At 39.5% G+C, this 25,201-nt stretch carries 22 protein-coding genes; 12 read left to right on the top strand and 10 right to left on the bottom strand.

Features of this window, described 5'->3' with window-relative positions:
- The first annotated feature begins 196 nt into the window (after positions 1–196).
- From AA650_RS12175 to AA650_RS12165, 3 genes are all read left to right on the top strand, one after another.
- Complete coding sequence (locus AA650_RS12175) at positions 197–1,150, top strand: RsmB/NOP family class I SAM-dependent RNA methyltransferase (protein ID WP_053539223.1); 954 nt, start codon at positions 197–199, stop codon at positions 1,148–1,150.
- 406 nt (positions 1,151–1,556) lie between these two features.
- Positions 1,557–4,829, top strand: coding sequence for a pre-peptidase C-terminal domain-containing protein (locus tag AA650_RS12170; protein ID WP_053539222.1), 3,273 nt, complete (start codon positions 1,557–1,559; stop codon positions 4,827–4,829).
- 86 nt (positions 4,830–4,915) lie between these two features.
- Positions 4,916–5,413 (top strand): hypothetical protein, encoded by a 498-nt coding sequence (locus tag AA650_RS12165; RefSeq protein WP_053539221.1) that lies wholly within the window; start codon positions 4,916–4,918, stop codon positions 5,411–5,413.
- Between the two features lie 87 nt (positions 5,414–5,500).
- Here the strand turns inward: AA650_RS12165 and AA650_RS12160 are convergent, their stop codons facing one another.
- Positions 5,501–6,196, bottom strand: a complete 696-nt coding sequence (locus AA650_RS12160; RefSeq protein WP_053539220.1) for a Uma2 family endonuclease — start codon at positions 6,194–6,196, stop codon at positions 5,501–5,503.
- A 138-nt stretch (positions 6,197–6,334) separates the two neighbouring features.
- Between AA650_RS12160 and bchD the strand changes: the two genes are divergently transcribed.
- Positions 6,335–8,359, top strand: coding sequence for a magnesium chelatase ATPase subunit D (bchD, locus tag AA650_RS12155; RefSeq protein WP_053539219.1), 2,025 nt, complete (start codon positions 6,335–6,337; stop codon positions 8,357–8,359).
- Positions 8,360–8,431: 72 nt separating this feature from the next.
- Here bchD and AA650_RS28705 read toward each other — a convergent pair whose 3' ends face one another.
- Positions 8,432–10,690: a S8 family peptidase gene (locus tag AA650_RS28705; RefSeq protein WP_053539218.1), complete on the bottom strand. Its 2,259-nt coding sequence runs from the start codon at positions 10,688–10,690 to the stop codon at positions 8,432–8,434.
- 68 nt (positions 10,691–10,758) lie between these two features.
- Here AA650_RS28705 and AA650_RS12145 point away from each other — a divergent pair, with 68 nt between their 5' ends.
- The 3 genes from AA650_RS12145 to AA650_RS12135 are packed head-to-tail and all read left to right on the top strand — an operon-like array spanning position 10,759 to position 12,146.
- Entirely contained in the window at positions 10,759–11,175 is a 417-nt protein-coding gene (locus tag AA650_RS12145) for a XisH family protein (RefSeq protein WP_053539217.1), read from the top strand.
- On the top strand, positions 11,163–11,498 hold the full coding sequence (locus AA650_RS12140; RefSeq protein WP_053539216.1) for a XisI protein: 336 nt from the start codon (positions 11,163–11,165) through the stop codon (positions 11,496–11,498). The genes AA650_RS12145 and AA650_RS12140 overlap by 13 nt, the downstream gene beginning before the upstream one ends.
- A 42-nt stretch (positions 11,499–11,540) precedes the next feature.
- On the top strand, positions 11,541–12,146 hold the full coding sequence (locus AA650_RS12135) for a hypothetical protein (RefSeq protein WP_053539215.1): 606 nt from the start codon (positions 11,541–11,543) through the stop codon (positions 12,144–12,146).
- A gap of 222 nt (positions 12,147–12,368) precedes the next feature.
- Here AA650_RS12135 and AA650_RS12130 read toward each other — a convergent pair whose 3' ends face one another.
- The 4 genes from AA650_RS12130 to AA650_RS29105 form a co-directional block, all read right to left on the bottom strand.
- Positions 12,369–12,764, bottom strand: coding sequence for a hypothetical protein (locus AA650_RS12130; protein WP_053539214.1), 396 nt, complete (start codon positions 12,762–12,764; stop codon positions 12,369–12,371).
- A 197-nt stretch (positions 12,765–12,961) separates the two neighbouring features.
- Complete coding sequence (locus AA650_RS12125) at positions 12,962–13,171, bottom strand: type II toxin-antitoxin system HicB family antitoxin (protein ID WP_053539213.1); 210 nt, start codon at positions 13,169–13,171, stop codon at positions 12,962–12,964.
- A 482-nt stretch (positions 13,172–13,653) separates the two neighbouring features.
- Positions 13,654–13,809, bottom strand: coding sequence for an anacyclamide/piricyclamide family prenylated cyclic peptide (locus AA650_RS26445; RefSeq protein WP_081424214.1), 156 nt, complete (start codon positions 13,807–13,809; stop codon positions 13,654–13,656).
- Between the two features lie 403 nt (positions 13,810–14,212).
- Complete coding sequence (locus AA650_RS29105; RefSeq protein ID WP_257720903.1) at positions 14,213–14,347, bottom strand: hypothetical protein; 135 nt, start codon at positions 14,345–14,347, stop codon at positions 14,213–14,215.
- Between the two features lie 163 nt (positions 14,348–14,510).
- On the opposite strand from AA650_RS29105, the gene AA650_RS12120 reads away from it, so the two are divergent.
- The 4 genes from AA650_RS12120 (at position 14,511) to AA650_RS12105 (ending at position 19,113) form a co-directional block, all read left to right on the top strand.
- A complete protein-coding gene (locus AA650_RS12120; RefSeq protein WP_053539212.1) occupies positions 14,511–16,487 on the top strand; it encodes a S8 family peptidase in 1,977 nt (658 codons plus the stop codon).
- A 225-nt stretch (positions 16,488–16,712) separates the two neighbouring features.
- Positions 16,713–16,916, top strand: coding sequence for a cyanobactin biosynthesis system PatB/AcyB/McaB family protein (locus tag AA650_RS12115; RefSeq protein ID WP_015081394.1), 204 nt, complete (start codon positions 16,713–16,715; stop codon positions 16,914–16,916).
- 14 nt (positions 16,917–16,930) lie between these two features.
- Positions 16,931–17,119, top strand: coding sequence for a cyanobactin biosynthesis PatC/TenC/TruC family protein (locus AA650_RS12110; protein ID WP_053539211.1), 189 nt, complete (start codon positions 16,931–16,933; stop codon positions 17,117–17,119).
- A gap of 536 nt (positions 17,120–17,655) precedes the next feature.
- Positions 17,656–19,113, top strand: a complete 1,458-nt coding sequence (locus tag AA650_RS12105; protein ID WP_053539210.1) for an ammonium transporter — start codon at positions 17,656–17,658, stop codon at positions 19,111–19,113.
- A 217-nt stretch (positions 19,114–19,330) separates the two neighbouring features.
- Here AA650_RS12105 and AA650_RS12100 read toward each other — a convergent pair whose 3' ends face one another.
- Both AA650_RS12100 and AA650_RS12095 read right to left on the bottom strand, forming a co-directional pair.
- Positions 19,331–20,836 (bottom strand): M16 family metallopeptidase, encoded by a 1,506-nt coding sequence (locus AA650_RS12100; RefSeq protein WP_053539209.1) that lies wholly within the window; start codon positions 20,834–20,836, stop codon positions 19,331–19,333.
- Positions 20,837–21,028: 192 nt separating this feature from the next.
- The gene (locus AA650_RS12095) at positions 21,029–22,606 is read right to left on the bottom strand and encodes a M16 family metallopeptidase (RefSeq protein ID WP_199924436.1); all 1,578 of its coding nucleotides are present in this window, start codon (positions 22,604–22,606) and stop codon (positions 21,029–21,031) included.
- 277 nt (positions 22,607–22,883) lie between these two features.
- Here AA650_RS12095 and AA650_RS12090 point away from each other — a divergent pair, with 277 nt between their 5' ends.
- Entirely contained in the window at positions 22,884–23,498 is a 615-nt protein-coding gene (locus tag AA650_RS12090; protein ID WP_053539207.1) for a TetR/AcrR family transcriptional regulator, read from the top strand.
- A 150-nt stretch (positions 23,499–23,648) separates the two neighbouring features.
- Here the strand turns inward: AA650_RS12090 and AA650_RS12085 are convergent, their stop codons facing one another.
- Both AA650_RS12085 and AA650_RS12080 read right to left on the bottom strand, forming a co-directional pair.
- Positions 23,649–24,089 (bottom strand): DUF4332 domain-containing protein, encoded by a 441-nt coding sequence (locus tag AA650_RS12085; RefSeq protein WP_039204813.1) that lies wholly within the window; start codon positions 24,087–24,089, stop codon positions 23,649–23,651.
- A 306-nt stretch (positions 24,090–24,395) separates the two neighbouring features.
- Positions 24,396–25,196, bottom strand: a complete 801-nt coding sequence (locus AA650_RS12080) for a PhzF family phenazine biosynthesis protein (RefSeq protein WP_053539206.1) — start codon at positions 25,194–25,196, stop codon at positions 24,396–24,398.
- Positions 25,197–25,201 lie beyond the last annotated feature (5 nt).

Raw genomic sequence — 25,201 nt, 5'->3', positions numbered from 1 at the left:
CGTAATTTGGCATGAGTTTGACAAACATTAACAAAACAAGGTTAGCCTCTAGCTAAAAGCCAGAAGCCATAACAGACGAACTTTGCAAACGCCATGTAAATATCGGTCAATGTTTTTTTAGTATGCAGCCAAATATATTGATTGCATTGTTCTCATGTAACAGTTTCTCTTCTGATTTAATTTGGTAGAAATTAATATGGAAAAACCTTCTAATTTATTGCTTAAAGTTACCCGACAGTTATTTACAAATGTAGATGAACAAACAAAGTTTATAGATGCTTTAGTTCATCCCCAACCTTTTGCACCCTGCATTCTTTGGTGTCAAGATAAACCAGAGATTTCGCCTTTTTCAGTGCAACCGCCAACACATTGGCAACCGCATTTTGTAGACCGTTTATCTTTGGGTGAAAAACCAGGTAAGCATTCTCTTCATGAACAAGGATCTTTTTATTGTTTAGATTTTTCTTCGGTATTTTCTGCTTCGGTTTTGTTGGCTATTCCTGAATCAATATCTATGGTTTTTGATATGTGTGCTGCCCCTGGTGGTAAGAGTGTGTTTGCTTGGAGGGCTTTAAAACCTGATTTGCTAATTACTAATGAGGTGATTGGTAAGCGGTTGGGAATGCTAATTTCTAATTTAAAACGTTGTCAAATTAAACCTAGTGGGGTAGTAAATAGAGATTCGAGTATTTTTGCAGAATTGTTGCCGGCTTCGAGTAATTTGGTGATGGTTGATGCACCTTGTACTGGTCAATCTTTACTAGCTAAGAATGAGAAAGCACCGGGATGTTTTCACTCGACTTCAATTAATAAAAGTGCCAATCGTCAAAAACGGATTATTGCTAATTCTGCCCAAGTTGTCGCCCCTCAAGGTTATTTAGCATATATGACTTGCACTTATTCTCCTGAAGAAAATGAGCAGGTTTGTGAATGGTTTTTGGAACGGTTTCCTCATTTTCAAGCTGTGAAAGTTGATCATTTATCTACTTTTCAATCTCGTTTAACTAGCATTCCTTGTTATCGGATGTTTCCGCAATATCGGTTGGGTGCGGGTGCGTTTACGGCGTTGTTTAAAAATACGATGGAAGGTGATGCGAAGAGGGTTGATTTAGAGTCTATGTCTGCTATGTGGAGATATCGAAGTATGTAGTGTTCTTTGATGCTGTCCGAATAAAGCCCACCTGCGTGTGATTTACATTTTTTCTCACGCAGAATCACGAATAAGTATTAAGATTTACAAATTAAAATAAGTCGTCATCAGGTAAATCAAGGCTTTTACGTCATTTTTGCGTAATTATTGCACAATTTAGTATAACTTTTTTAATAGAATAGTATTTTTTACTGTAGTCAAGTTGGCATAAATCATTTTATATTTATGTAGTGACACTGACGATATCCAAAAAATCAGTATTTTTTGGATATCGTCAGTGTCAGTAGGACTAATATTTAATCTTTGAAGTACACCTAAGATGAGCATTGCCGACTAGAATCTGGATACAGTCTGCATTGCCCACCCTACGTAAGCAAGATTTTCATAAATTATTTAGGGGTGCATTATGTTTGATAGTTCTGAAAAGTCTTTTGATTCCTCTTTACCAGGATTGGGTAATTCCTCAACTTACCTGGATAAAGATCCTTTAAATCCTAATCCAGAGTTTGGTTTACAGCAACTTCCATCGTTAAATGCACCTCTTGATTATGCTGGAAATACCCGATCTAAAGCCCGTAATGTTGGTACTTTAACAAGTCTTCAGAGTTTTAATGATTGGGTAGGAAGTGCTGATACTAATGATTACTATAGTTTCAATGTAGGCACACAAAGTAACTTTAGTCTAAATTTAACAGGCTTAACTGCCGATGCAGATGTTGAGTTATTCAATAGTTCTGGTACTGTAATTTCCGGTTCTGAGAATGGTGGTACTACTTCTGAATCCATCACTAGTCAGTTGAGTGCAGGAAGTTATTATGTGCGGGTATATCGGTATAGTGGCAACACTTACTACAGTTTGTCCTTCAATGCTACTGCTCTTCCTGTTGATAATGCTGGAAATACCACAGCTACAGCCCGTGCTGTTGGGACATTAACAGCAACTCAAAGTTTTAGTGATTGGATAGGAACTGCTGATACTAATGATTACTATAGTTTCAATGTAGGCACACAAAGTAACTTTAGTCTAAATTTAACAGGCTTAACTGCCGATGCAGATGTTCAATTACTAGATGGTTCTGGTACTGTAATTTCCGGTTCTTATACTGATGGAATTGTTTCTGAATCCATTACTAGTCAGTTGAGTGCAGGTGCTTATTATGTGCGGGTGTTTCAATATAGTGGCAACACTAACTACAGTTTGTCCTTAAATGCTATTGCTCTTCCTGTTGATAATGCTGGAAATAGCCTAGATACAGCCCGTGCTGTTGGTGCATTAACAGCAACTCAAAGTTTTAGTGATTGGATAGGAACTGCTGATACTAATGATTACTATAGTTTCAATGTAGGCACACAAAGTAACTTTAGTCTAAATTTAACAGGCTTAAGTGCTGATCCAGATGTTGAATTACTCGATAGTTCTGGTACTGTAATTTCCGGTTCTTATACTGATGGAATTGTTTCTGAATCCATTAATACTCAGTTGAGTGCAGGTGCTTATTATGTGCGGGTGTTTCAATATAGTGGCAACACTAACTACAGTTTGTCCTTAAATGCTATTGCTCTTCCTGTTGATAATGCTGGAAATAGCCTAGATACAGCCCGTGCTGTTGGGACATTAACAGGTACTCAAAGTTTTAGTGATTGGGTAGGAACTGGTGATATTGACGATTACTATAGTTTCAATGTGGGAACACAAAGTAACTTTAGTTTGAGTTTAACAGGCTTGAGTGCCGATGCGGATGTTAAGTTACTCGATAGTTCTGGCGGTGTAATTTCCAGTTCTACTGCTGGTGGTACTACCTCTGAATCCATTACTACTCAGTTGAGTGCAGGTACTTATTATGCGCGGGTATATCAATGTCGTGGTGATACTAACTATAGTTTATCGTTAAATGCTACTGCTCTTCCTGCTGATAATGCGGGAAATACCCTAGCTACAGCCCGTGCTGTTGGGACATTAACAGGTACTCAAAGTTTTAGTGATTGGGTAGGAAGTGCTGATACTAACGATTACTATAGTTTCAATGTGGGAACACAAAGTAACTTTAGTTTGAGTTTAACAGGCTTGAGTGCCGATGCGGATGTTAAGTTACTCGATAGTTCTGGTACTGCAATTTCCAGTTCTACTGCTGGTGGTACTACCTCTGAATCCATTACTACTCAGTTGAGTGCAGGTACTTATTATGCGCGGGTATATCAATGTAGTGGTGACACTAACTATAGTTTGTCGTTAACTGCTACTGTTACACCTGTTGATAATGCCCTAGATACAGCCCGTGCTGTTGGGACATTAACAGCAACTCAAAGTTTTAGTGATTGGGTAGGAAGTGCTGATACTAACGATTACTATAGTTTCAATGTGGGAACACAAAGTAACTTTAGTTTGAGTTTAACAGGCTTGAGTGCCGATGCGGATGTTCAGTTACTCGATAGTTCGGGTGGTGTAATTTCTCGTTCTACTGCTAGTGGTAATACTTCTGAATCGATTACTCGTCAGTTGAGTGCGGGTAATTATTATGTAAGGGTATATCAATGTAGCGGTGATACTAACTATAGTTTGTCGTTAACTGCTACTGATGTTGCACCAACTCCAAGTCCCACACCGATTCCCACAGATTGGTACAGTCAAAATCTAAAAGATGCTCAAATTATCACTTTAACCAGTTCCTTAGCTGCTGATGGTAATTTGAGTCGCAATGACATGATTGCTATTTTCCGTGATGCTAAAGATGGTGGTGTGATTGATGCCAATGAGTTAACTGACTTACGGACTCTTGTTAGTAACTTTACCCTCTTCACCATGGCTGATTCTGTGAAGGTCTTATCTAATAAGATTGCCAATAGTGACGTTGCTAACACTCGTTCCGGTATTGGTAACTTGTTTGTCAGTAGTAGTGATACCCAAATGGAAAATCTGATTGGTAAGTGGTTCTTAGGTACTGCTCGCCCAGTCACAGGTTCAGGTTTAACCTATAGTTATGTTGGTGGTTCTCTGTTCCAAAATGGACCTAGTGCTGATGATGTTTACCAAGGAGCGGTGGGAGACTGTTATTATGTAGCAACTTTAGCTTCTATTGCCCAGGAAAAACCTGATTACATCCAAAATATGTTTACGGACAATGGTGATAATACCTTCACCGTTCGATTCTATAACAATGGTGTAAACAATGGTGTAGCTGATTATGTCACAGTAGATCGTTACTTGCCAACTTATTCATCAGGTAATGCTGTTTATGCTGGTTGGGGAGGAGGTTCTTATACTTCCACTAGCAATGAACTTTGGGTAGCTTTAGTAGAAAAAGCCTATGCCCAGTTAGCTGAATCTGGTTGGAGTCGTTCTAGCACTTCTACTAACTCCTATGCAGATATTTCAGGGGGTTGGATGAGTTCAGTGATTAGTCAGGTAGCGGGATTAGGCACTTCATCATCTGAGGCCGTTAATATGACTCAAACTCAACTGATTAATTTGGTTAATTCTAATCAGGTTTTAACAGTTGGGTTTGTTGATGCTGCTGATAATACATTAGGGGTTGTTAATGGTCATGCTTACACCATTACTGCCTATAATGACACTAATGGAACTTTCCATTTACGGAATCCTTGGGGAAGTTACCACGCTGATGTCACATGGAGTCAATTAGTCTCTTTGAGAGGTATTATGGTATGGTCTAATACCTAGACATCATTGGCAGCAGTACGAATATTAATTATTTGTACTGCTGTTTATTGATGTAATCATGATTTCAATAATATAAGGTAATGTAGATGAAACCATTATTATTGTTGTTTAGTTTATTAAGTTTTGATAGTATGGTGGATTGTTGTCATTATTTACCTAGAGATTTTCACAGTCAACCATCGTCACACTTACAGTCAAAGGCTGTTAATAAGAAAGTTATGATTAAGGTTTCTTTACTGTCTCAGGAGAATAAATTACCACCTTTAGGTATTCCTCCCCAACCTAACCGCGATATTGGTTTTGCGACTGTATTTGTCAGCTTAGAAAATCATCAGATGAACAATCAAACGGTGATCATTAAAAATATTGAAGTTCGTAATGTTTCTGATCATAAATTACAATCTTTTAGTTCTCAGCCAAAACAAATTGAATTAAAACCTTTAGAAAATTCGGTAATTGATATTCATCTAACTAATAAAATCGGCTATGCTGGAAAAGATCAAGTAAAAGCAATAATTACCTATCAAATCGGAGAAGAAGTTAATAAAATTGAATCTCAAGCTGTTGAGGTTGATAGACATTAGCTAGTGTGTTAATTCTAAATCCCTTATCCCATAAGACTTCATGCACAAAATGTGTCGCCATATTTTTATAAGTCGGGGATCTAATTTTTAAAGTGTATTAATATCAATACCTTTGGCTTGCAATTTTGCTAATAAGGTTTGATAATTTTGACGTTCTTGTTCTGTACGTTGATATTCCTGCTCTGCACGTTGATATTCCTGCTCTGCACGTTGATTTAATTCCAGAGATGTGAGAAACTTCCGCCCTTCAGGATAATAAATTTCTAAATTATCTGCTGTTAATTCAAACCGTATTCCTAAACGGGGACTTACCCAATTATTGATTTCTTCAATCTCTTCTAGCCATGCTTGTTCAAGAATAAAACCTGTTAATTCGATTTTGTCTGGATTATAAACATAGTATTCTTCCACGCCATGACGTTGATAAAAAAGGAGTTTCTTTGCCATTTCTTGACTACGATTTCCTGGAGATAGAATTTCAAATACTACTTGAGGTGCAATATTATTTTCTTCCCATTGTTTGTAAGAACCTCTTTTACCTTTTGGTCTCCCGAAAATTACCATAACATCAGGTGCTTGACGAGTTTTTACACTTCCCTCAACTGGATACCAAAGTAAATCACCTGCGATGAAAACATCATTTTCTGATGCAAATAATATTTCTAAATTTTCTTTAATTTTAACTATCCATTCATAATGTTCTGTATTATCAGCCATGGGATTTCCATCACTATCAGGGTAGATAATTTCTGGTTTGGTTTCTGGTGTGAGTTGTTGTACCATTTCTGTAGCTCCATTTTACCCAAGGTAAATAAATTTTTTAACTTGACAGTGGCACTTATGAATCTATTGGTAAATGTGAACTATCCAAAATGTGCCAGGAATTGCTATGCTAAAACTATAATAACTATTAAGGAAACAATGCGATCGCCTACTCTAACCCCGACAATGACTGCTTTTCCCTTGGCTGCTGTGGTTGGTCAAGAAGCCATTAAGATAGCCTTACTTTTGACAGCAGTTGATCCCGTTTTGGGGGGTGTGGTAATTGCAGGTCGTCGTGGTACGGCTAAATCTGTGATGGCGCGTGCTATTCACGCTTTGTTACCACCTATTGAAGTTGTGAAAGGTTCTGTTAGCAACTGTGACCCCAATCACCCCGAAGAATGGGATGATAAGCTTTTAGCGGAACAAAGACAAGAGATAGAAACGGAAATTATCCCTGCACCTTTTTTGCAAATTCCTCTGGGGATTACGGAAGACAGACTTTTAGGTTCTGTGGATGTGGAACAGTCGGTTAAACAAGGTGATACGGTTTTTCAACCGGGGTTACTGGCTACAGCTAATCGAGGTGTGCTGTATGTGGACGAAATCAACCTATTAGATGACCAAATTAGTAACCAACTGTTATCAGTATTATCCGACGGACGGAATCAAATTGAACGGGAAGGAATTAGTTTTCAACATCCCTGCAAACCGTTGTTTATTGCCACCTATAATCCAGAAGAAGGGGCGCTCAGGGAACATTTACTTGATAGAATAGCGATCGCCTTATCAGCAGACGGAGTTCTGGGTATAGATCAAAGAGTACAGGCAGTTGAACAAGCGATCGCCTATTCCAAATCTCCCTCAGAATTTCTCCAACAATACAGCGAAGACATAGACTCCCTCAAAACCCAAATCATCCTGGCACGGGAATGGTTAAAAGAAGTTACCATTACCCAAGAGCAAATTGCCTATCTCGTCAATGAAGCCATTCGCGGAGGTGTAGAAGGACATCGTGCAGAACTATTTGCAGTCCGCGTAGCCAAAGCCGCAGCAGCCTTAGAAGGACGTAACACCGTCACTGCTGAAGATTTACGTCGCGCAGTGGAATTGGTGATAGTTCCCCGAACCACAATTATTCAAACTCCACCAGACGAACAGCAACCACCACCTCCTCCCCCACCACCACAAGAAAATCAAGACGAGTCGGAATCAGAAGAAGAACAAGAGGAAGAACAGGAAGAAGAGAAAGAAGAAGACCAAGAACAGCAAGAACCCCCAGACATTCCCGAAGAATTTATCTTTGATCCAGAAGGGGTAATTCTCGACCCAGAAGTGCTTTATTTTACCCAAATGGCACAACGGCAAGGTAAATCAGGAAGTCGTAGTATTATCTTTTCAGACGATAGGGGACGGTACATTAAACCGATGATTCCCAAAGGTAAAGCTCGGAGAATAGCCGTAGATGCCACATTGCGAGCCGCAGCCCCGTATCAAAAAGCACGCCGCGCTAGACAACCTGGTAAAAAGGTGATTGTTGAACAGGGAGATATCCGTTCTAAACGGTTGGTGAGAAAAGCCGGTGCTTTGGTGGTGTTTGTTGTGGATGCTTCTGGTTCAATGGCTTTAAATAGAATGCAATCTGCCAAAGGTGCAGTTATGCAGCTTTTAACAGAAGCCTATCAAAACCGGGATCAAATCTCTTTGATACCCTTCCGAGGAGAGCAAGCGGAAGTATTATTACCTCCTACCCGTTCCATTGCTTTAGCCAAAAATCGCTTAGAAAGATTGCCCTGCGGTGGTGGTTCACCCCTCGCACATGGGTTAACTCAAGCCGTGCGGGTGGGGATAAATGCCCAAATGGGTGGGGATATCGGTCAAGTTGTTATCGTGGCAATTACTGATGGTCGTGGTAATATTCCTCTGGCTCGTTCTTTAGGTGAAACCATAGAACCGGGAGAAAAACCGGATATCAAAGCCGAATTATTAGATATTGCAGCCAGAATTCGGGCTTCAGGGATGCAATTATTGGTAATTGATACGGAGAGTAAGTTTGTATCAACTGGCTTTGCCAAGGAATTGGCGAAAACAGCAGGTGGTAAATATTATCACCTACCCAAAGCCACAGATAAAGCGATCGCCGCGATGACTAGGGGAGCGATCGCAGATATAAAATCTAGATAGTCTGAATCAGGGTTTACAGGATGTGAAAATAAATCCTGTTGACCCTCTTGTTTTGTAAATCCTGGTTCTAATTTAGGCTGATTTTGCCACAGACCAAGAACGAACTTGACCTAAAGTTACAGGAATGCGATCGCTCACGTCAATAGTAAAAAGATAAACCTTTCTTGCCCTCAGTCCATTTTCGGGATCAAAAAACTTTAATTTCACATCCCAACAATCACTATTAATCCGACAGAAAGGACTTTTTTCCACTTCAATACTATCAAGCTGCATCCCTGTAGAAATAGCTTGAGAAAAACTAGAAGCAGCTTGGAAAGCATTAGTTACAGAAAAATTCAGCGCCCGATCTTTTGCCAATTGTCCTAAATTTTGCAAATCATAGTATACTCGATTTAAGAAACTAGTTAAGGCTTTTCGCATGGCTATTTCTTGGGCTGGTGCAGTTTCTCCCGTAATTACGGTTTGCATTGCCATATCTACTAAACTATTGACTTTCCAGCCATACATTCCCCTAGTATTAGTAAGGGTAATTACAGGCACAACTTGACCAGAAAATAATTCCACAGTTCTATCTGTTAATCTTGCAGGAATACTCACCCGTTCTACAAAATCATCACTATCTTCTGGTTGAATTTGTCCCTGTAACATCAAAATCAGGGTTTCATAGATATCTGCGGCAAAACCGCTTACAGGTTCTAAAGCATAAATAGGAGTTAATTCTTGGTTGAGAGTCCAAATTAAAGGTTTAGCTTCCGTAGGATTTACTGACAAGTAATCAACCATTTGCCGGCTATCATAGGGATTAGCAGGGATAATTGCCCCGTCCATATTCACTGCTGGCATTAATTGTTTAAAAGAGTCCCTTCTGGCTTCATTACCAAAATCATAACCAATAGTTCCTAAAGCATAAACCAATTTAGAAGCCGCACTAGGGGTAACACCTTGAGTTATTTCACTTCTTTGAATTTCTCGTTCCCAGTCTCCGGCTGGGAATGCCGTCTCCAAGGCTCTGCCTGACGGTATAGTTAGAGGCAGAGCCTCTAATGTCGCATTCCCAGGTAGAACCTGGGAACGAGAGATAGTAGCAACCGCCACACCAGATTCTCGTTCCCAGTCTCCGGCTGGGAATGCTGTCTCCAAGGCTCTGCCTGACGGTATAGTGAGAGGCAGAGCCTCTAATGTCGCATTCCCAGGTTCTACCTGGGAACGAGAGATTCCTGCTCCCCTCTCCTCGTAGGAGAGGGGTTGGGGGTGAGGTTCTTGCACTCCCTTATAGGAGAGGGGTTGGAGGTGAGGTTCTAACCTTTCTCCCGTCAATAATTGAAACGCACCGGGAATATTCAACTTACCTAATAAACAGCGTTCTGGTTCTTCCACCTCTTCCGGGTTACAGGGAATAGCACTATTTAAAATTGCTTGACGCACTGCTTCAGCGTTGGGTTGTTCTCCTCGTTGCAATTGCAGACTCATTAATAAGGCAGAAATACCTGTGACAATGGGTGCAGCGCAACTAGTCCCTTTTTGTCTGATAGGTTCTTCTGTTCCCGGTTGGGCACCTAAAATGTTTTCACCGTTGGCCATTACCCCTTTATTTTGATATTCTCCGCCATAATTACTAAATTTAAACGGTTGACCATCATCTCGCATTGCACCCACTGTAATCACACCAGGAAGAATAGAGGGAATACACCAACATTCACCTTTATCATTACCACCAGGGGCAACAATTAACATATTGTTATCTTGGCATTGTTTCACAGCACGGGCAAATAAATCTGGTGCTACTCCGGTTTGGGTGGGGTGACAAGCAGCAATATGAATCAGATTTGCTCCCCATTTCAAAGCCGTATTAATAGCATGAGTAAGGTTGACGGGGGAAATAAAATCATCACTAGCAAAGGAAATGGGAATATTTAATGCTGTACATAAAGGGGCAATACCAGGGGCTGGTGTACCGTGTTGTCCTAAGATAGTGCTAGAAATGTGAGTAGCATGACTGGATAATTCAATGCGTTGTCTAATAGCTGGAGGGAAAGGTGCAAAAAATGCCTCTCGTTCTTTTTTTGATTCTTCTTTATCGTGGTCGGGGTCGTCTTTTTTGTCTTTTTGTTGTTGGTTAAATTCTAAAGATAAATTGAGATAATAATAGTATTCTTCGTTAAGTTCAATATCTTCTGCCCAATAGGGTTTAAATTGACTAAATTTTGCCCCTTGAAAACAACTACGTTCTAAGTCGGCTGAACCATCAAGGATAGCAATTTTAATGCGGGGGTCGCCTTTTGTGCGTGTCCAAATTTGGGAAATTCCGGGGATGTCGGTAAGGTTAGGCATGGTTTTGATTGTGTTGTTGTAATTGATGTTATAATTGTGGGTGAAAAGTCTAATTTTTTATAAAGTTAATGCCAGCTAAAGATGTTTTTCATGATGCTGTTAGGATAGGGTTAGAAAAAGAAGGTTGGGTAATTACAGATGATCCTTTAAGGATAGAAGTCGGTGATGTGGAAATGTATATTGATCTCGGTGCGGAACAAGTTTTAGCTGCTGAAAGAGAAGGAGAAAAAATAGCGGTGGAAATTAAGAGTTTTATTGGTACATCTAATATTTCTCAATTTCATCAAGCCATTGGACAATTTTTTAATTATCATTTGGCATTAGAAGAACAACAACCAGAACGAGTTTTATATTTAGCTGTTCCTTCAGGAATTTATTACTCTTTCTTTCAATTGCAGTTTATTAAAACAGTTGTTCAGCGTTCCCAACTTAAAATCATGATTTATGATCCGATTCAGGAGGTAATTGTAGCATGGAAAAACTAGAACAATATCGAAATTATGTCAAACAAGTGATCACAGAATATGCTCAATTAGGTTCAGCTAAAGATGAAATTGAACAACAATTAATTTTTGATACTTTTGGTGATCATTATCAATTGATGTATGTGGGTTGGAAAAACAGAAGACGGCAGCATGGTTGTGTTTTGCATTTGGATATTAAAGATCAGAAAATTTGGATACAACATGATGGAACTGAAATTGGTATAGCAGATGAGTTAGTTAAATTAGGAGTGCCAAAATCAGATATTGTTTTAGCATTTCATGAACCTTTAGTGCGACAATATACAGATTTTGCTGTTGGTTGATTTTCACATAGATTTTACATCATTTTTGGAAATATTTACATTATGTCATATAGTGATTTCACTCTCAAAAAAGTTAAGCAAACCTTTGGCATAAATACCGTTGAAAATAAAAAGTTTCTGCCAGAAATCCAACCAATTGCTGCTAGTGCAACCCTGACTGATTTTTTAGCAGAAAGTTTGCCATTAGCTATAGCGACGGGAAGTGAAAAAGCTCGTTCTGAATTAATCATTAGTCCGGTTTTACTAGAAGTACGTAAGATTTTAGAAAGAAAAATTAGTCTATTCTCTGGTGCGGATTTTACTGTAGATTCGGCTTTAGGATTGAATGGAGTTTGTGATTTTGTTCTCAGTCTTTCAGCAGAACAGTTAGAAGTTGAAGCACCAGCAGTTATGATTGTGGAAGCTAAAAAATCAGACTTAAATCCGGGTATTGGCCAGTGTATTGCGGAAATGATTGCTGCTCAAAAATTTAATGAAATTAATAATCAATCTATTCCTACAATTTATGGTAGCGTGACTAATGGTACTGTTTGGCGATTTCTACAATTAACCGAACAAACTGTAACAATTGATTTTACAGATTATCCACTTCCTCCTGTTGATGTTATTTTAGGAATTTTAGTTTGGATGGTAACTTCTCGTAATTAAATAATTGTCTGATAGCGAAGCGTGGCGTTAGCCATATCAGGATGTCCAGGATTTAAGGATTTACAGGATGTTACCCAACATTTTGGTGATTTTGTGATTTAATTTTGTTGGGTTGCGCTGTCGCTTAACCCAACCTACATCTACTGTATTCATCCTGTTCATCCTTTAATCCTGGATATCCTGATTCAGACACTTTTTTATGTATGGTTTCAGATAGAGAACTCATGGTGATAAAGGAATTTTTATTCCCCGTTTAACAGCTTCGGCTAAACCTTCAGATTTTCTTAATTGTCCCATTTGATAAAGGGACATTAAAATTAATAATTCATAACGTTCTCCTGCTGTTAAACCAGTATTTTTTCCTTTAGCTTGTAGTTCTCCCAAGCGTTGATTTTGCACTACATCCATTTTTAAATTAGCTAATTCTAGAACTTCCTGATCGGAAATATCAGGAATATTTGAATTAATGCTCATTTCTGGGAGATTATCTAAGGTAGGTAATACTATTTCTAGGGTGTCAAGCAAAACGTCTGATATCTCTCGCGCTGTTGCTTCTCCAAGACGCTGGACAGAAGCAGCTAAACTTTCGGGTAAGTTGATAACTATGGGAATTGTCATAGAAATAAAATTCTTTATTACAATTACAGTTTAGATGATGAAATTGTCACCAATCAGGATATCCAGGATATCCAGGATTTACAGGATGTTACCCAACATTTCGGTGATTTCGTGATTTAATTTTGTTGGGTTGCGCTGTCGCTTAACCCAACCTACATCTAACCTATAGATATCATTATTGTCAGATTATGTCTTTTTTAAGCTATTTTTTCTAATATTTGGGGTTGGGGTATAGGCTTACCGATTTGATTATAGCCATACAGCAAATCTTCTAACACTTCCTTAGCATTTTCTAGAGCTTCTTCATAGCTTTCTCCCTGGGTTTTAGCATATTTTCCCCACTCAGGTAAAAAAGCAATATACGCTTGATCTTCTTGGGACCATTGAATTAGAATACTATATTTCATAGTTCATCATAATGAAATTGTCAGAATCAGGATATCCAGGATTTAAGGATTTACAGGATGTTATTTAAATTGTGTCGGTTGGGTTGAGGGATGTTACCCAACGTGTTGGTGATTTCGTGATTTAATTTTGTTGGGTTGCGCTGTCGCTTAACCCAACCTACATCTTTTTTACGACTAGGAAACAGCTTAGAAGAATGTGCCAAAAAGTATAAAGGCTTCTGCCAAAAGTATAAACCCAAGGAGAAGAACCCAAGCCAATGCCACTGGGGTAGTAAGCTGTTGGCTGGGGTTCATCTCACAAATCAGGGTTCAACCACCAACCCCAAAAAATCTAAGTCCGGTTTTCCGCCACCCCGTGCCAGGTATCAGAAACCCCCGAACTGACAAGGGTTGTCCGTCAATTCATCGAGGCAAACCGTGCGCCAAGGGATGTAGAAATAGACTTTTGATATTTTTTGAGGTGAGTGGTAGAATGGGGTGACTTACTCCGCGTCGTCGCCCGCAAAAGGGATACCGCCCTGGTTGAACCGTGGGTCCATGGAGGTAGAGGTAACCTGACCGCTTTGATCCTTGGCGGTGGAGGTAGCTTCGCGTTCAACGGGAGCAACTTGTTGGGGGCGGATGTTCTTCTTAGTCATGGGGTGTTTTCCTTTTTGTTTGTTCGTTTAACTTCTTCCTTATGAAGAAGACTGGTTTGGTGAAGGCGTTAAATTGGTGTTGAAGGGTAATTTAACGAGTTGTGATTCACCAGAAGCTTTATATAAAACCTCTCCACTAGGAGAGAGGCTTTAAACTCTTTAAATTCTCAAGTTTTTTTCCTGTTCCCTCTCCTCTTAGGAGAGGGTTAGGGAGAGGTAGAGTTTTAGTATTAACTAATGTGAATTTTTCAGAATAATCAATGCAACTGCCTACCATGAGATGATAAAAAGTGCAATTACTAATCAGTAGGCTAAGTGAAGCTACCCTGATTCTGATAATACGGCCAATTATGATTCAAGGCAAGACCTTATCAATAAAAATTACTTATAGTAAATCAGGTTATTAACACTCCTGTTTGCTTGATATTTCCGTGAAGCGGAAATCACTATCTCCTCCCGTCAAGTATTTGTAAATACTGATTTTCATCCACAGCACAGGAGAAAATAAACACTTACCAAAACCGTTTTTTTTTGACATAAGAAAAAATTATATCCGTTAAAATATGTAAATTTAGTTGACATTTCAGCCGAATAATATGAGAATTACTTTTGTGTTCTAGAAGCACAATCGTAATAAAAATGCCATAAAATAGATATTTATGGCGCAAAATAGATATTTAAGCAGATAATTAACAAATTAAATGCCAAAATCCTCAATTGAAACGGAAATCCAGAAATTATGGAACTTGACACAGGGTGATTCACAAATATGTGTAGCTATACTCGACGGATTGGTTGATCAATCTCATAATTGCTTTAATGCAGCAAATTTAACAAGATTACCAACACTTATTCAGGGAGAAGCGACAGCTAATGGATCTATGTCTGGACATGGAACTCATGTAGCAAGCATCATATTTGGTCAACATAATTCCTCAGAATTACGGGGAATTGCTCCCCAATGTCGAGGGTTAATCGTCCCTATTTTTGGTGACAATAATAGAAAACTTTCTCAACTAGACCTATCTCGTGCCATAGAACAAGCCGTCAATGCTGGAGCGCATATTATCAATGTCAGTGCTGGACAACTCACTGATAATGGTGAAGCAGAAGGCTGGTTAGATAGGGCTGTGCAACTATGTAAAGATCACAATGTTTTAATTGTGGCTGCTGCTGGTAACGATGGTTGCGAATGTTTGCACGTTCCCGCCTCTTTACCCACCGTATTAGCAGTAGGGGCAATGAATGACCAAGGTAAACCCATAGACTTTAGTAACTGGGGGGAAAAATATCAAAACCAAGGCATTCTTGCACCGGGAGAACACATTTTAGGGGCAAAACCGGGGGGAGGGACACAAAAACTCAGTGGTACTAGCTTTGCTACTCCTATTGTTTCCGGTGTCGCTGCTTTACTCCTAAGTCTGCAAGTTCAACGTGGTGAAAAACCCGACCCCGCTAAGGTGAGAGCGGTTTTATTAGAAACTGCTATACCTTGCACAGATAAGGATACAGACGATATTAGTCGCTGTTTATTAGGTAAATTAAATATTTCTGGTGCATTGGCATATTTTACAGGAGGAACAATGTCCGAAGAATTAGATACAGTAGAAACCGTTGACAGTATTGAAGCTGCTGGTTGCGGTTGTGCAGAGATTACAAATAGTGCTGAACCAGAACCCAACCCGGAAGAATTTATACCCCCTGAATTTTTCCCAGTAGTTCCTGCTGTGACAACTTCCGCACCTTTAACAAATTCATCCAATTCTCAATTTACTACCATGTCAAATCGTACATCTAATTACATTACTGCTAGTCAAGCACCCAGCGATCTCGCCGAAGTTAACTTAGTGTATGCTTTAGGTACACTGGGTTACGATTTTGGTTCAGAAGCCAGAAGAGACTCTTTTAAACAATTAATGCCGGGAGTACAAATAGACGGAACAGCGATTCCCGCTAACCCTTATGATGCGCGGCAGATGGTAGATTATTTAGGAGATAATCTTTCTGAGGCTAAGTCCTTAATTTGGACATTGAATTTGGAATTAACTCCTATCTATGCAATTGAACCAGGTGGGGCTTTTGCCAGAGATGTTTATGGGATTTTACAAGAATTATTATCGGGACAAATTCAAGCAGAAGACAGCGAGAATTATGTAGAGAGAGTCAGTATTCCCGGTATTTTATCAGGACGCAGTGTGAAACTATTTTCTGGTCAAGTTGTGCCAGTAATTGAAGTTCCCAACACTCGCGGACTGTATGGTTGGAAGGTGAATACTTTAGTTCAGGCTGCTATTCAGACGGTACAAGCACAAGCTACAGAAGCACAAGAAGAGTCTATTCGTCGGACTTTGGGTAGTTTCCTCAGCCGCATTTATTATGACTTACGCAACTTAGGCACAACTTCCCAAGATAGGGCGTTGAATTTTGCCTCTACGAATGCTTTTCAAGCGGCTTCTACCTTTGCGGAAGCTGTGGCTACAGGTATGGAGTTGGATAGTATTACTGTAGAGAAAAGTCCTTTCTGTCGTTTAGATAGCGATTGTTGGGATGTAAAATTGAAGTTCTTTGATCCTGAAAATAGTCGTCGGGCGAAGAAGCTATTCCGGTTTACAATTGATGTGAGTGATATTATTCCTGTTACTTTGGGCGAAGTCCGTTCTTGGTCTACTCCTTATTAATAGTGGTAGGTTGGGTTAAGCAACAGCGCAACCCAATAAAGTCTTTTATCTCGTTTATCTCGTTCCCAGTCTCTGACTGGGAATGCGACTACAGAGGCTCTGACTCTGCTTTAATAGAAGGCAGAGCCTTCTAGAATTCATTCCCATACGGAGTATGGGAACGAGAAACGCGAAAAACGAGGAAATGAGAAATCAATTTCCACAATCCAAAATCTAAAATTGATTATGAGATTACCCAAACTTTCCCCTCCGGTAAAAAGACCAGATATTATTTATCCTCATCGTTCTGTTGATGTCATTCATGGTAGAGTCGAGGACTTAGTTAGCATTCGTATGGATTTATTACATGGTGCTAATTATAATGACCCCGCTGCATTTCAAAATCGTAGTTATCAGCAAATTAAATCTTCTTGCAGTTGTGTAATTTAGGAGTTATCAATATTATGAGTAAACAAAAGAAAACCCCCGCAAATTCTAGCGAACTAGAACCTAAACCACCAGCAGAAATTAAACGTAATATTTTGTCAACTGGTTTGGAAGATTATGGTTTTTGGTCACAGGAAATGGCTAGACAAAAAGCCCAACAAACTGAACCTGATAAACCTTTCCGGCGTGGTCGGATTTGGTGTTAGTTGGTGCGGTTTTCAGATCCCCGACTTCTTTGAGAAGTCGGGGATCTAATTTTTTAATTTTTTAAAGAAGTATATCTTTACGTAATAAATATCAGATTTTTATATGCGAAGGATGTTCAATGGACATCTCCAGAAATTAAATATGCGTATCCTAGAACCCTTGTAGAGACATTCCATGGGTAGGGATTCTCGGCTCTACATTCTTTTCTGGAGATGTCTAATAGTGATTATAAATCCTGAACCATAGTAAATACTTATAGTATGGTGTGCAGTAATCTTATGTACTAAGTAATTGAACAAAATTAATTACACAAAAATCTGGGCTGAAATCCTTAACTGGCGAAGAATTGGTAAATCATCAATGTATAATTAATTTTATCGCGGTACTTATTGCAGAGTGAATAATTCACATAACCACAAAGAAAATGTACTCTTTAATACAGAATGTTTTTTTAATCAAATATAAAGTCAGCTAATTCTATTCAGCAAACATCAAGAGATCGGGAATTACTGAGTCAGCAATAAGAATAACAACCATGAATAAACGTATTCGTCCTTTATATCGTCTTTTAGCCCTAGCTATAGGTGCAATGGTTTTGGCAATTTTTGCCCCCACAGTTGTCCAAGCTGCAGATCCTGTGACACTGGAATCCTTAAATGCCACAACTCAGCAATTACAAATTTCCATTGATACTACCTGGGTACTACTCACAGGCTTTTTAGTATTTTTCATGCAGACTGGTTTTTCCATGTTGGAGGCGGGTTTGCTGCGCCAACGAGGTGTAGTTAATGCCCTATTAGAAAACTTTATTGATGCGGCTGTCACCATTCTCATCTGGTGGGGTGTGGGCTTTGGCATCGCTTTTGGTACAAGTGCTGGTGGGCTTATTGGTACAGACACTTTTTTCTTAAGTCAATTACCAGTTAACGGTACTTTTACTAATGGTGGTGTACCAGGAATAGCTTCAGGACTCAATGCTTATACTTTGTTCTTCTTTCAGTTTGCTTTTGCGGCTACTGCCAGTACAATTACTACTGGGGCAATGGCTGGGAGAACGGACTTTATCGGTGATTTAATCTACAGCGCTGTCATGGCTGCGTTCAGCTATCCCGTGATTGTGCATTGGGTATGGAACTCCAGCGGCTGGTTATCGAAAATTGGTTTTCATGATTTTGCTGGTAGTACAGTGGTTCATACCGTTGGTGGTTGGACAGCTTTAGTTGGTGCTTTTTTACTTGGTCCACGCCCTGGACGAACTCCTTGGGGGCAGATTCCTCCAGCCCATAACTTAGGTTTGGCAGCTTTGGGAACTATGATTCTCTGGTTTGGCTGGTATGGCTTTAACCCCGGTTCAACCCTCGGTACTGGTAATCCTGGCTTAATTGGTTTAATCACCCTGAATACGACCCTGGGGGCTGGTGCTGGGGCGTTAGCGGCGCTGTTTTATCAATATAGTCGTTCACGTAAATGGGATTTAGTCTATTGTCTGAATGGTTCTTTGGCAGGTTTGGTAGGTATTACCGCTGGTTGTGCTTTTATAGCACCTTGGGCGGCGGTTGTGATTGGCTTAACTGGGGGAATTTTAGTAGTTTCAGGAATTGATATTATTGAATCATGTAAAATTGATGATCCTGCGGGAGCATTTGCTGTTCATGGTATTAATGGCATGATGGGTACACTTGCAGTTGGTTTTTTAGGTCAACCAGAACTGACTTTGAATAAAAAAGCTGGATTTTTATTAGGTGGTGGTTTTGATTTGCTGGGTGTGCAGATTTTGGGCGTAGTCGCAGTATCAGTTTTCACTATTGGTTTTGCCTTTTTAATGTTTACTGGACTCAATGCTATTGGTAAGCTGCGTGTTAATCCTGAAGCTGATAAGGTGGGGATTGATAACTATGAACATGGTGCAACTGTCTGGCCTGATATTTATGCTGTTGAGGAGTTTGTAGAGCAGGAAAACAGTTACTCCAAAAATCCTCAAGTAAGTCCGTAGGGTTTGCGAAATCAGTTGTTGGTGGGTTAAGGTGCAAGCTAACCCACCCTCCGGCTAACACAAAAACACCAACCGGAAAAAAGTGATTTTATGGTGTTGACAAAAAATTTTCAGTGTGTTATCATAGTATTGACGAGGAAGAACTATTTTAAATTAATAACGAAAATAGCCAGATCCCCGACTTCTTTAAGAAGTCGGGGATCTAAATTAAATTCTATTAATTCTTAGCTGCTGGTTGAGTGCCTGTAATGGTAATATCTATGGTTGTGACTTTGGCGGCTAAATTGGTTAAGGGTTGTTTCATATCAGATTGGTTTCCGACTACTAAGGTGACTAAGTTTTCTGGTTTTAAGTATTTCTGCGCTACTCGTTTCACGTCTGCGGTTGTGGTGGTAGTGATGGCTTTTTGATAACGAAATAGGAAATCGGCGGGATAACCATAATATTCGTATCGCATTAATCTGGATAATGTTTGGCTAGGATCTTGAAAGTTGAAGACAAAGGAGTTTAAGGTGGAGTCTTTGGCTTTATTTAATTCTTGGACTGTGATATTTGCGGTTTGTAGCCGTTTAATTTCTGTTTCCAGGGATTTGATAAACTGAACTGTGGTTTCTGTGCGGGTTTGTCCTCCAGCGACGAATGTTCCTGGATAGTCAAACCGGGGACTCCACATACCATAGACAGAATAAGCTAAACCTTGACGCGATCGCAATTCATTAAATAAACGTCCGCCAAAACTATTTAAAACGCCATTCATGACATCTAAGGCTGGATAATCGGGATTGTCGAATTTTCCGCCTAAATGACCAAGTAAGACGCTACTTTGGGTGAGTTGAGGTTGATTAACGAAATATACACCACCTAAGTTAGCTTGGGTGACTTGTGGTAATGGGGTTTTGGCAATTTGCGGATTTGGTTTCCAGTCACCTAATTTGGCTTGTATGAGCGATCGCATTTTTTGAGCATTAAAATCACCCACAATCCCTAAAATGATCTTATTGGGGTGAAAATACTGTTGATAAAATTTCAGCAAATCATCACGGGAAATTTTATCGAGAGTTGCATATTCAATTGTCCGGGCATAAGGACTTTCTTGCCCATAAATTAATTTTCTCAACTCTCGACTGGCAATACTATTAGGATTATCATTGCGTCGAGCAATACTACCGCGAATTTGAGTTTTATCCACATCCAACTTTTCCTGTGCAAAAGCCGGTTCTCGAAGTACCTCAGTAAATAGCCCAAACACCATGTCTACGTCTTCAGTCAGGGCTTCAAAACTAGCACTGCCAGCAGCCTCACCCATATCTGTTTCCACAGAGGCAGCCCGTTGTTCTAGAATTTCATTTAATTCATCTGCGGAATGTTTTTGAGTGCCACCACTTCGCAATGTAGAACCCACCAAAGAAGCTAAACCTGCCTTTTCCGCTTGTTCCCAACGGCTACCTGTTCTGATTAGTGCTGTACCACTTACCAAGGGTAGTTCATGATCTTCCATCAAATAAACTACTAAACCATTTTTTAGGACATACCTTTCATACTTGGGTAATTTAATTGCTGATACTGGCGGAAATTGTAATTCATTGTAATGCTTTGCTGTGGTTGCTGCCCAAGAAAAATTCAAATTTACGAGCAAACAAGCAACAATGATCACCAATGTAAAAACAAATCTTTGTCCCTTAGAAAAGTGGAATTTTTTGCTTTTCAAATCAAACCTCAACATATCTATCTTCAAATTTGGATCAGGATTTATGGCTAACGCCGCGCTTCGCTATCAAGATTAAAGGATTGACAGGATTAATCTTTAATCCTGTTTGAATTTTGGATTTCTAGCACAGCATGGCGCAAGTAAACCCACTATTCTTAATCGCCAAAAATCTTGCTCAATATTACTTTTGACTTATGCCTTGTGGTACTATCCTGGTTGTTTGGATAACAACTTGCCAACTATGCGATTTTCTGGTATAAATGTGGCTTGGGCTACTCTTTGAATATCTTCAGGAGTAACAGCGGCAATTTTCTCTAATTGCTGAAATAAATTGCGCCAAGAACCGGTTTTAACTTCATATTCTAACAACTGTGCTGCCATGCCGGAATTAGAATCAAGGCTGCGTAACAAACCGGCTCTGGCTTGGGTTTTTAGTCGTGCCAATTCCACCGCAGATACAGGTTCAGTTTTCAATTTATCAATTTCTTGGCGTAAGGCGATCGCTACTTCATCTACTGTTTTCCCTGGAGACGTGAGAGCATAAAAGAAGATCAGATTAGGATATTTATCTCCTGGAAAGCCACTAGAACCTTGAGCATTTAGAGCTAAACTTTGTTTTTCTACTAAAGACTTATAAAGTCTTGATGTTCTCCCGTCACTCAATAAACTGCCAATTATTTCATAAACTGCATTATCAGGATGAGTAACAGCCGGACGATGATAACCTTCTAAATACCAAGGTTGAGTAGCTAATTCTAAAGTAACTTCCCTGGTGGCGGTTTGCTGGGGTTCTACGGGTAGTTTTTGTTGGGGTTTAGGTTTAGCTTGATAACGTCCAAAATAAGTTTGTGCCAGTTTTTTGACTTCAGCGGGATTGACATCGCCGACAATCGCAATTGTTAAATTACTGGGAGCATAATAAGCATCAAAAAACTTCTTAACATTCTCTGGTGTTAAGTTGCGAATATCTTGATCATAACCAATTACTGGTCGGCGATAAGGATGAACTTTGAAAGCCGCATCTATGAATTTTTCTACCATCTGACCGATAGGAGAATTTTCGACTCGTAAGCGTCTTTCTTCCAAAATTACTTCTTTTTCTTTATAGAATTCTCGAAATACAGGATCTAAAAACCGATCTGATTCCAAGGACATCCATAGTTCTAATTTATTCGATGGAAAGCTATAAAAATAGCGAGTAGCTTCGGAAGAAGTATTAGCATTTAAACCCACACCTCCAGCTTGTTCAACTATTTGCCCCATTTCGTTTTGTTTAACTAATTTCAGGGCTTGAGATTCTACTGATTTAAATTCAGTTTCTAACCCGACTATTTCAGCTTTTTTTTCGCTGGTTTTTGCGGTTTTGATTTGGTTATCTAAATTTTCTAACTTGGCTAAAAGTGGTGCTTCGGCTTGATAGTCTGTAGTGCCGATGCGCTTTGTGCCTTTAAATGCTAGATGTTCGAGAAAGTGGGCTACCCCTGTTTGTCCATCTGGTTCATCAATGCCACCGACATCAGCATAGGTGAGAAAGGAAACTACTGGGGCTTGATGTCTTTCTAAAACGATGAATTTTAGCCCATTATCCAGGCGAAATTCAGTGAGACGATTAATTACTTGTTCTAGGTAAGGTTGAATGGAACTTTGGGATTTTTGCAGGGCTAAAGCTGTTTCCGGTATCCATCCCCCACTAAATACTATTAACGCCAAAATGGTGGCTAATAGACGACGGAATGGGAATTTTTTAACGTTACCCATGAAGAAATTTAAAATTGTCTGGTGCATAAGCAAAAGTTAAAGTAAATTTACATTACTTGAGAAATATAGGCATCCGGTTTGATTCCTGAATTTTCCTACGTAGGAAGGCAAGAGGCAAAAGGCAAGAGGCAAGAGGATTTGAGAATATAAAGGTGTACCGAGTTTTGTTCAAAAATCAAATAGGAGTCCTATAGACTACTTAACAAAAAGAGAGTTATCTTCTATTAAGCTTTTTGTATTTTTAGCATTTGGTGTTGCACAATAGGGCTACGAATCTTGTTTTAAAGATATCAAAATAACTACTATGCGGATTTTTAGTTCTCCTCCATCATCAGAAACGCAGACGCGCGGACGTATTTTGCAAGCAGCACAGCGGTTATTTGCAGCCAAAGGGTTCGAGGGAACTACAACCCGTGATTTAGCACAAACCGCAGGGGTAGCTGAAGGAACTCTCTTTCGTCATTTTGCCAATAAAAAAGCAATTTTGGTGGAAGTGGCCACTAGCGGTTGGGTGGATATTCTCACAGATTTACTGACAGAACTTAGCGAAATGGGTAGCTATAAGGCGATCGCTCAAGTTATGCGGCGACGGATGTGGAATTTACAAAAAAACGCCGATATTATGCGCGTTTGCTTCATGGAAGTGCAATTTCATCCAGATTTGCGCGATCGCATTCAAACAGAAGTTATTGATAAAATGACAGATGTTGCTGAAGCATTTTTTCAAACTGCAATAGATAAAGGCATCTATCGTCAGATGGATGCCAAACTTGGAGCTAAAGTTTTTTTAGGTTTATTTGCGATCGCCGGTTTCTCTGATCATACCCTCATAGACCCCAACGCCTCCCCCCAAGAAATGCAAAAAATGGCGGAGGGGTTAGCGGATATCTTTCTTAACGGTGTCCTAGCAAAGGAATAGGTGACAGGTAACAGGTGACAGGTAACAGGTGACAGGTAACAGGTGACAGGTGACAGGTGACAGTTAAGAAGAAAAAAGGGAATGGACAAAAATTTTACTATTCACTACCCACTACCCACTACCCACTACTCACTCACCACTGACAACTGACTAATTACCCATTGCTTGCGCTTGATGACTCCACTGTTGTACTAATTCAACTGCTGGACACAAATCCCGGTTATGCAATGTCGCTACTTGCAAGCGCATAACTTGTCTATGCAATCTGTGAGTAGGAGTTTGGGCTAGTTGAGCTATGGAAATAACCCCAGAGTGAAGTAATACACCGCAATATTGAGTTCCTACACTGGGAACACGGGCTAAACCTGCTAAAACTACCCATTTATTCACAGAATGGATATTTACCTGTAATTTACCTGCTAATACTATTCTCTCTTCTGGAGTTTTTCCTCTTTTGATTAGTTCTTCTGTGGTATTAATGCCACAATTTTTGAGTTGAGCTTGATCTTCTGCACTCAATCCTGGTAAGTCTTTAACGGGCCAATCGGATTTTTGAAGTAAATTTCTATTAGTTGCACGGTTAGTGGTCATTTTTGGAGTTTTTAGTATGGGTTAATTTTATGTAAAAATTCAGGATTTACTGGGATTTTATTTTCTGAATTTTAACACTCTTATCAAATCGCCATCCCTCTTTAGGAATGTATTACTAACATTATCACCTATAAAAAATGGACCCTCCAATGTATTTACTGCTCAACTTCCTACATTAAAGGAGGTTTACAGTCAATAATGCCCGATAAGTGTCATCTTAAATATAAAAATTTAATTACAAATATTAACTTAATTCTTGTCTAAAGATCCCCGACTTCTCTAAGAAGTCGGGGATCTGATATATTCTTAACCTAAAGTTAATTGTCCTTGCATTACTATTACAGCTTGTCCAGATAGAAAGACGCGGTTGGCTCCTGGATAGTACATTTTCACCACTCCACCGCGATTGGAAGCTTGATAAGCCAAAAATTCATCTTTTCCCAATTTATCCCGCCAAAAAGGTGCTAAACAACAATGTGCTGCACCTGTTACCGGATCTTCATCAATTCCTAACATGGGGGCAAAAAAGCGGGAGACAAAATCATATTCTGAACCAGAATCAGCAATGCTAGTAACGATAATATCCGCCTTTGTTAAGGTTTTCATCTGCTGGAAATTCGGCTGCATTTCTCTGACTAATTGCTCAGATTCTACTTCTACTAAATAGCCGAGAGAATTTTGGACAACAGATTTACAAGTTACTCCTAAAACTTGACTTAATTCTGGAGGTGATTCCGCAGATTGAGAGAGATTCACCGGAAAATCTAACTGAATCCAATCATTTTCTAGTTTAGCTATTAGTATACCACTTTTTGTATAAAAACGCGCCTCCTGATTTGGTAATAAATGCCCTTGTGACCATAATACATGAGCGCTGGCTAAGGTAGCGTGTCCACACAGGGGAACTTCTACCGTGGGAGTAAACCAGCGCAAATTAAACCCATCATCTTGTTTAACTAAAAAAGCGGTTTCTGATAAGTTCATTTCCTGGGCGATATTTTGCATCCATGCTTCAGATTGTGGACTATCTAAAACACATACAGCCGCAGGATTTCCTTTAAATGGAGTATTAGTGAAAGCGTCTACTTGAGTAATAATTTGATTCATTTTCA

It is taken from the genome of Anabaena sp. WA102 (assembly GCF_001277295.1).
GTDB lineage: Bacteria > Cyanobacteriota > Cyanobacteriia > Cyanobacteriales > Nostocaceae > Dolichospermum > Dolichospermum heterosporum.
Note: the sequence above shows the minus strand (reverse complement) of the source record. Positions and strands in the feature narration are given on the sequence as shown.

Coding starts and splice junctions, on each gene's coding strand:
- AA650_RS12175 (WP_053539223.1), top strand. CDS start 197: ATGGAAAAACCTTCTAATTTATTGCTTAAAGTTACCCGACAGTTATTT.
- AA650_RS12170 (WP_053539222.1), top strand. CDS start 1,557: ATGTTTGATAGTTCTGAAAAGTCTTTTGATTCCTCTTTACCAGGATTG.
- AA650_RS12165 (WP_053539221.1), top strand. CDS start 4,916: ATGAAACCATTATTATTGTTGTTTAGTTTATTAAGTTTTGATAGTATG.
- AA650_RS12160 (WP_053539220.1), bottom strand. CDS start 6,196: ATGGTACAACAACTCACACCAGAAACCAAACCAGAAATTATCTACCCT.
- bchD (WP_053539219.1), top strand. CDS start 6,335: ATGCGATCGCCTACTCTAACCCCGACAATGACTGCTTTTCCCTTGGCT.
- AA650_RS28705 (WP_053539218.1), bottom strand. CDS start 10,690: ATGCCTAACCTTACCGACATCCCCGGAATTTCCCAAATTTGGACACGC.
- AA650_RS12145 (WP_053539217.1), top strand. CDS start 10,759: ATGCCAGCTAAAGATGTTTTTCATGATGCTGTTAGGATAGGGTTAGAA.
- AA650_RS12140 (WP_053539216.1), top strand. CDS start 11,163: ATGGAAAAACTAGAACAATATCGAAATTATGTCAAACAAGTGATCACA.
- AA650_RS12135 (WP_053539215.1), top strand. CDS start 11,541: ATGTCATATAGTGATTTCACTCTCAAAAAAGTTAAGCAAACCTTTGGC.
- AA650_RS12130 (WP_053539214.1), bottom strand. CDS start 12,764: ATGACAATTCCCATAGTTATCAACTTACCCGAAAGTTTAGCTGCTTCT.
- AA650_RS12125 (WP_053539213.1), bottom strand. CDS start 13,171: ATGAAATATAGTATTCTAATTCAATGGTCCCAAGAAGATCAAGCGTAT.
- AA650_RS26445 (WP_081424214.1), bottom strand. CDS start 13,809: ATGACTAAGAAGAACATCCGCCCCCAACAAGTTGCTCCCGTTGAACGC.
- AA650_RS29105 (WP_257720903.1), bottom strand. CDS start 14,347: ATGTCAAAAAAAAACGGTTTTGGTAAGTGTTTATTTTCTCCTGTGCTG.
- AA650_RS12120 (WP_053539212.1), top strand. CDS start 14,511: ATGCCAAAATCCTCAATTGAAACGGAAATCCAGAAATTATGGAACTTG.
- AA650_RS12115 (WP_015081394.1), top strand. CDS start 16,713: ATGAGATTACCCAAACTTTCCCCTCCGGTAAAAAGACCAGATATTATT.
- AA650_RS12110 (WP_053539211.1), top strand. CDS start 16,931: ATGAGTAAACAAAAGAAAACCCCCGCAAATTCTAGCGAACTAGAACCT.
- AA650_RS12105 (WP_053539210.1), top strand. CDS start 17,656: ATGAATAAACGTATTCGTCCTTTATATCGTCTTTTAGCCCTAGCTATA.
- AA650_RS12100 (WP_053539209.1), bottom strand. CDS start 20,836: ATGTTGAGGTTTGATTTGAAAAGCAAAAAATTCCACTTTTCTAAGGGA.
- AA650_RS12095 (WP_199924436.1), bottom strand. CDS start 22,606: ATGCACCAGACAATTTTAAATTTCTTCATGGGTAACGTTAAAAAATTC.
- AA650_RS12090 (WP_053539207.1), top strand. CDS start 22,884: ATGCGGATTTTTAGTTCTCCTCCATCATCAGAAACGCAGACGCGCGGA.
- AA650_RS12085 (WP_039204813.1), bottom strand. CDS start 24,089: ATGACCACTAACCGTGCAACTAATAGAAATTTACTTCAAAAATCCGAT.
- AA650_RS12080 (WP_053539206.1), bottom strand. CDS start 25,196: ATGAATCAAATTATTACTCAAGTAGACGCTTTCACTAATACTCCATTT.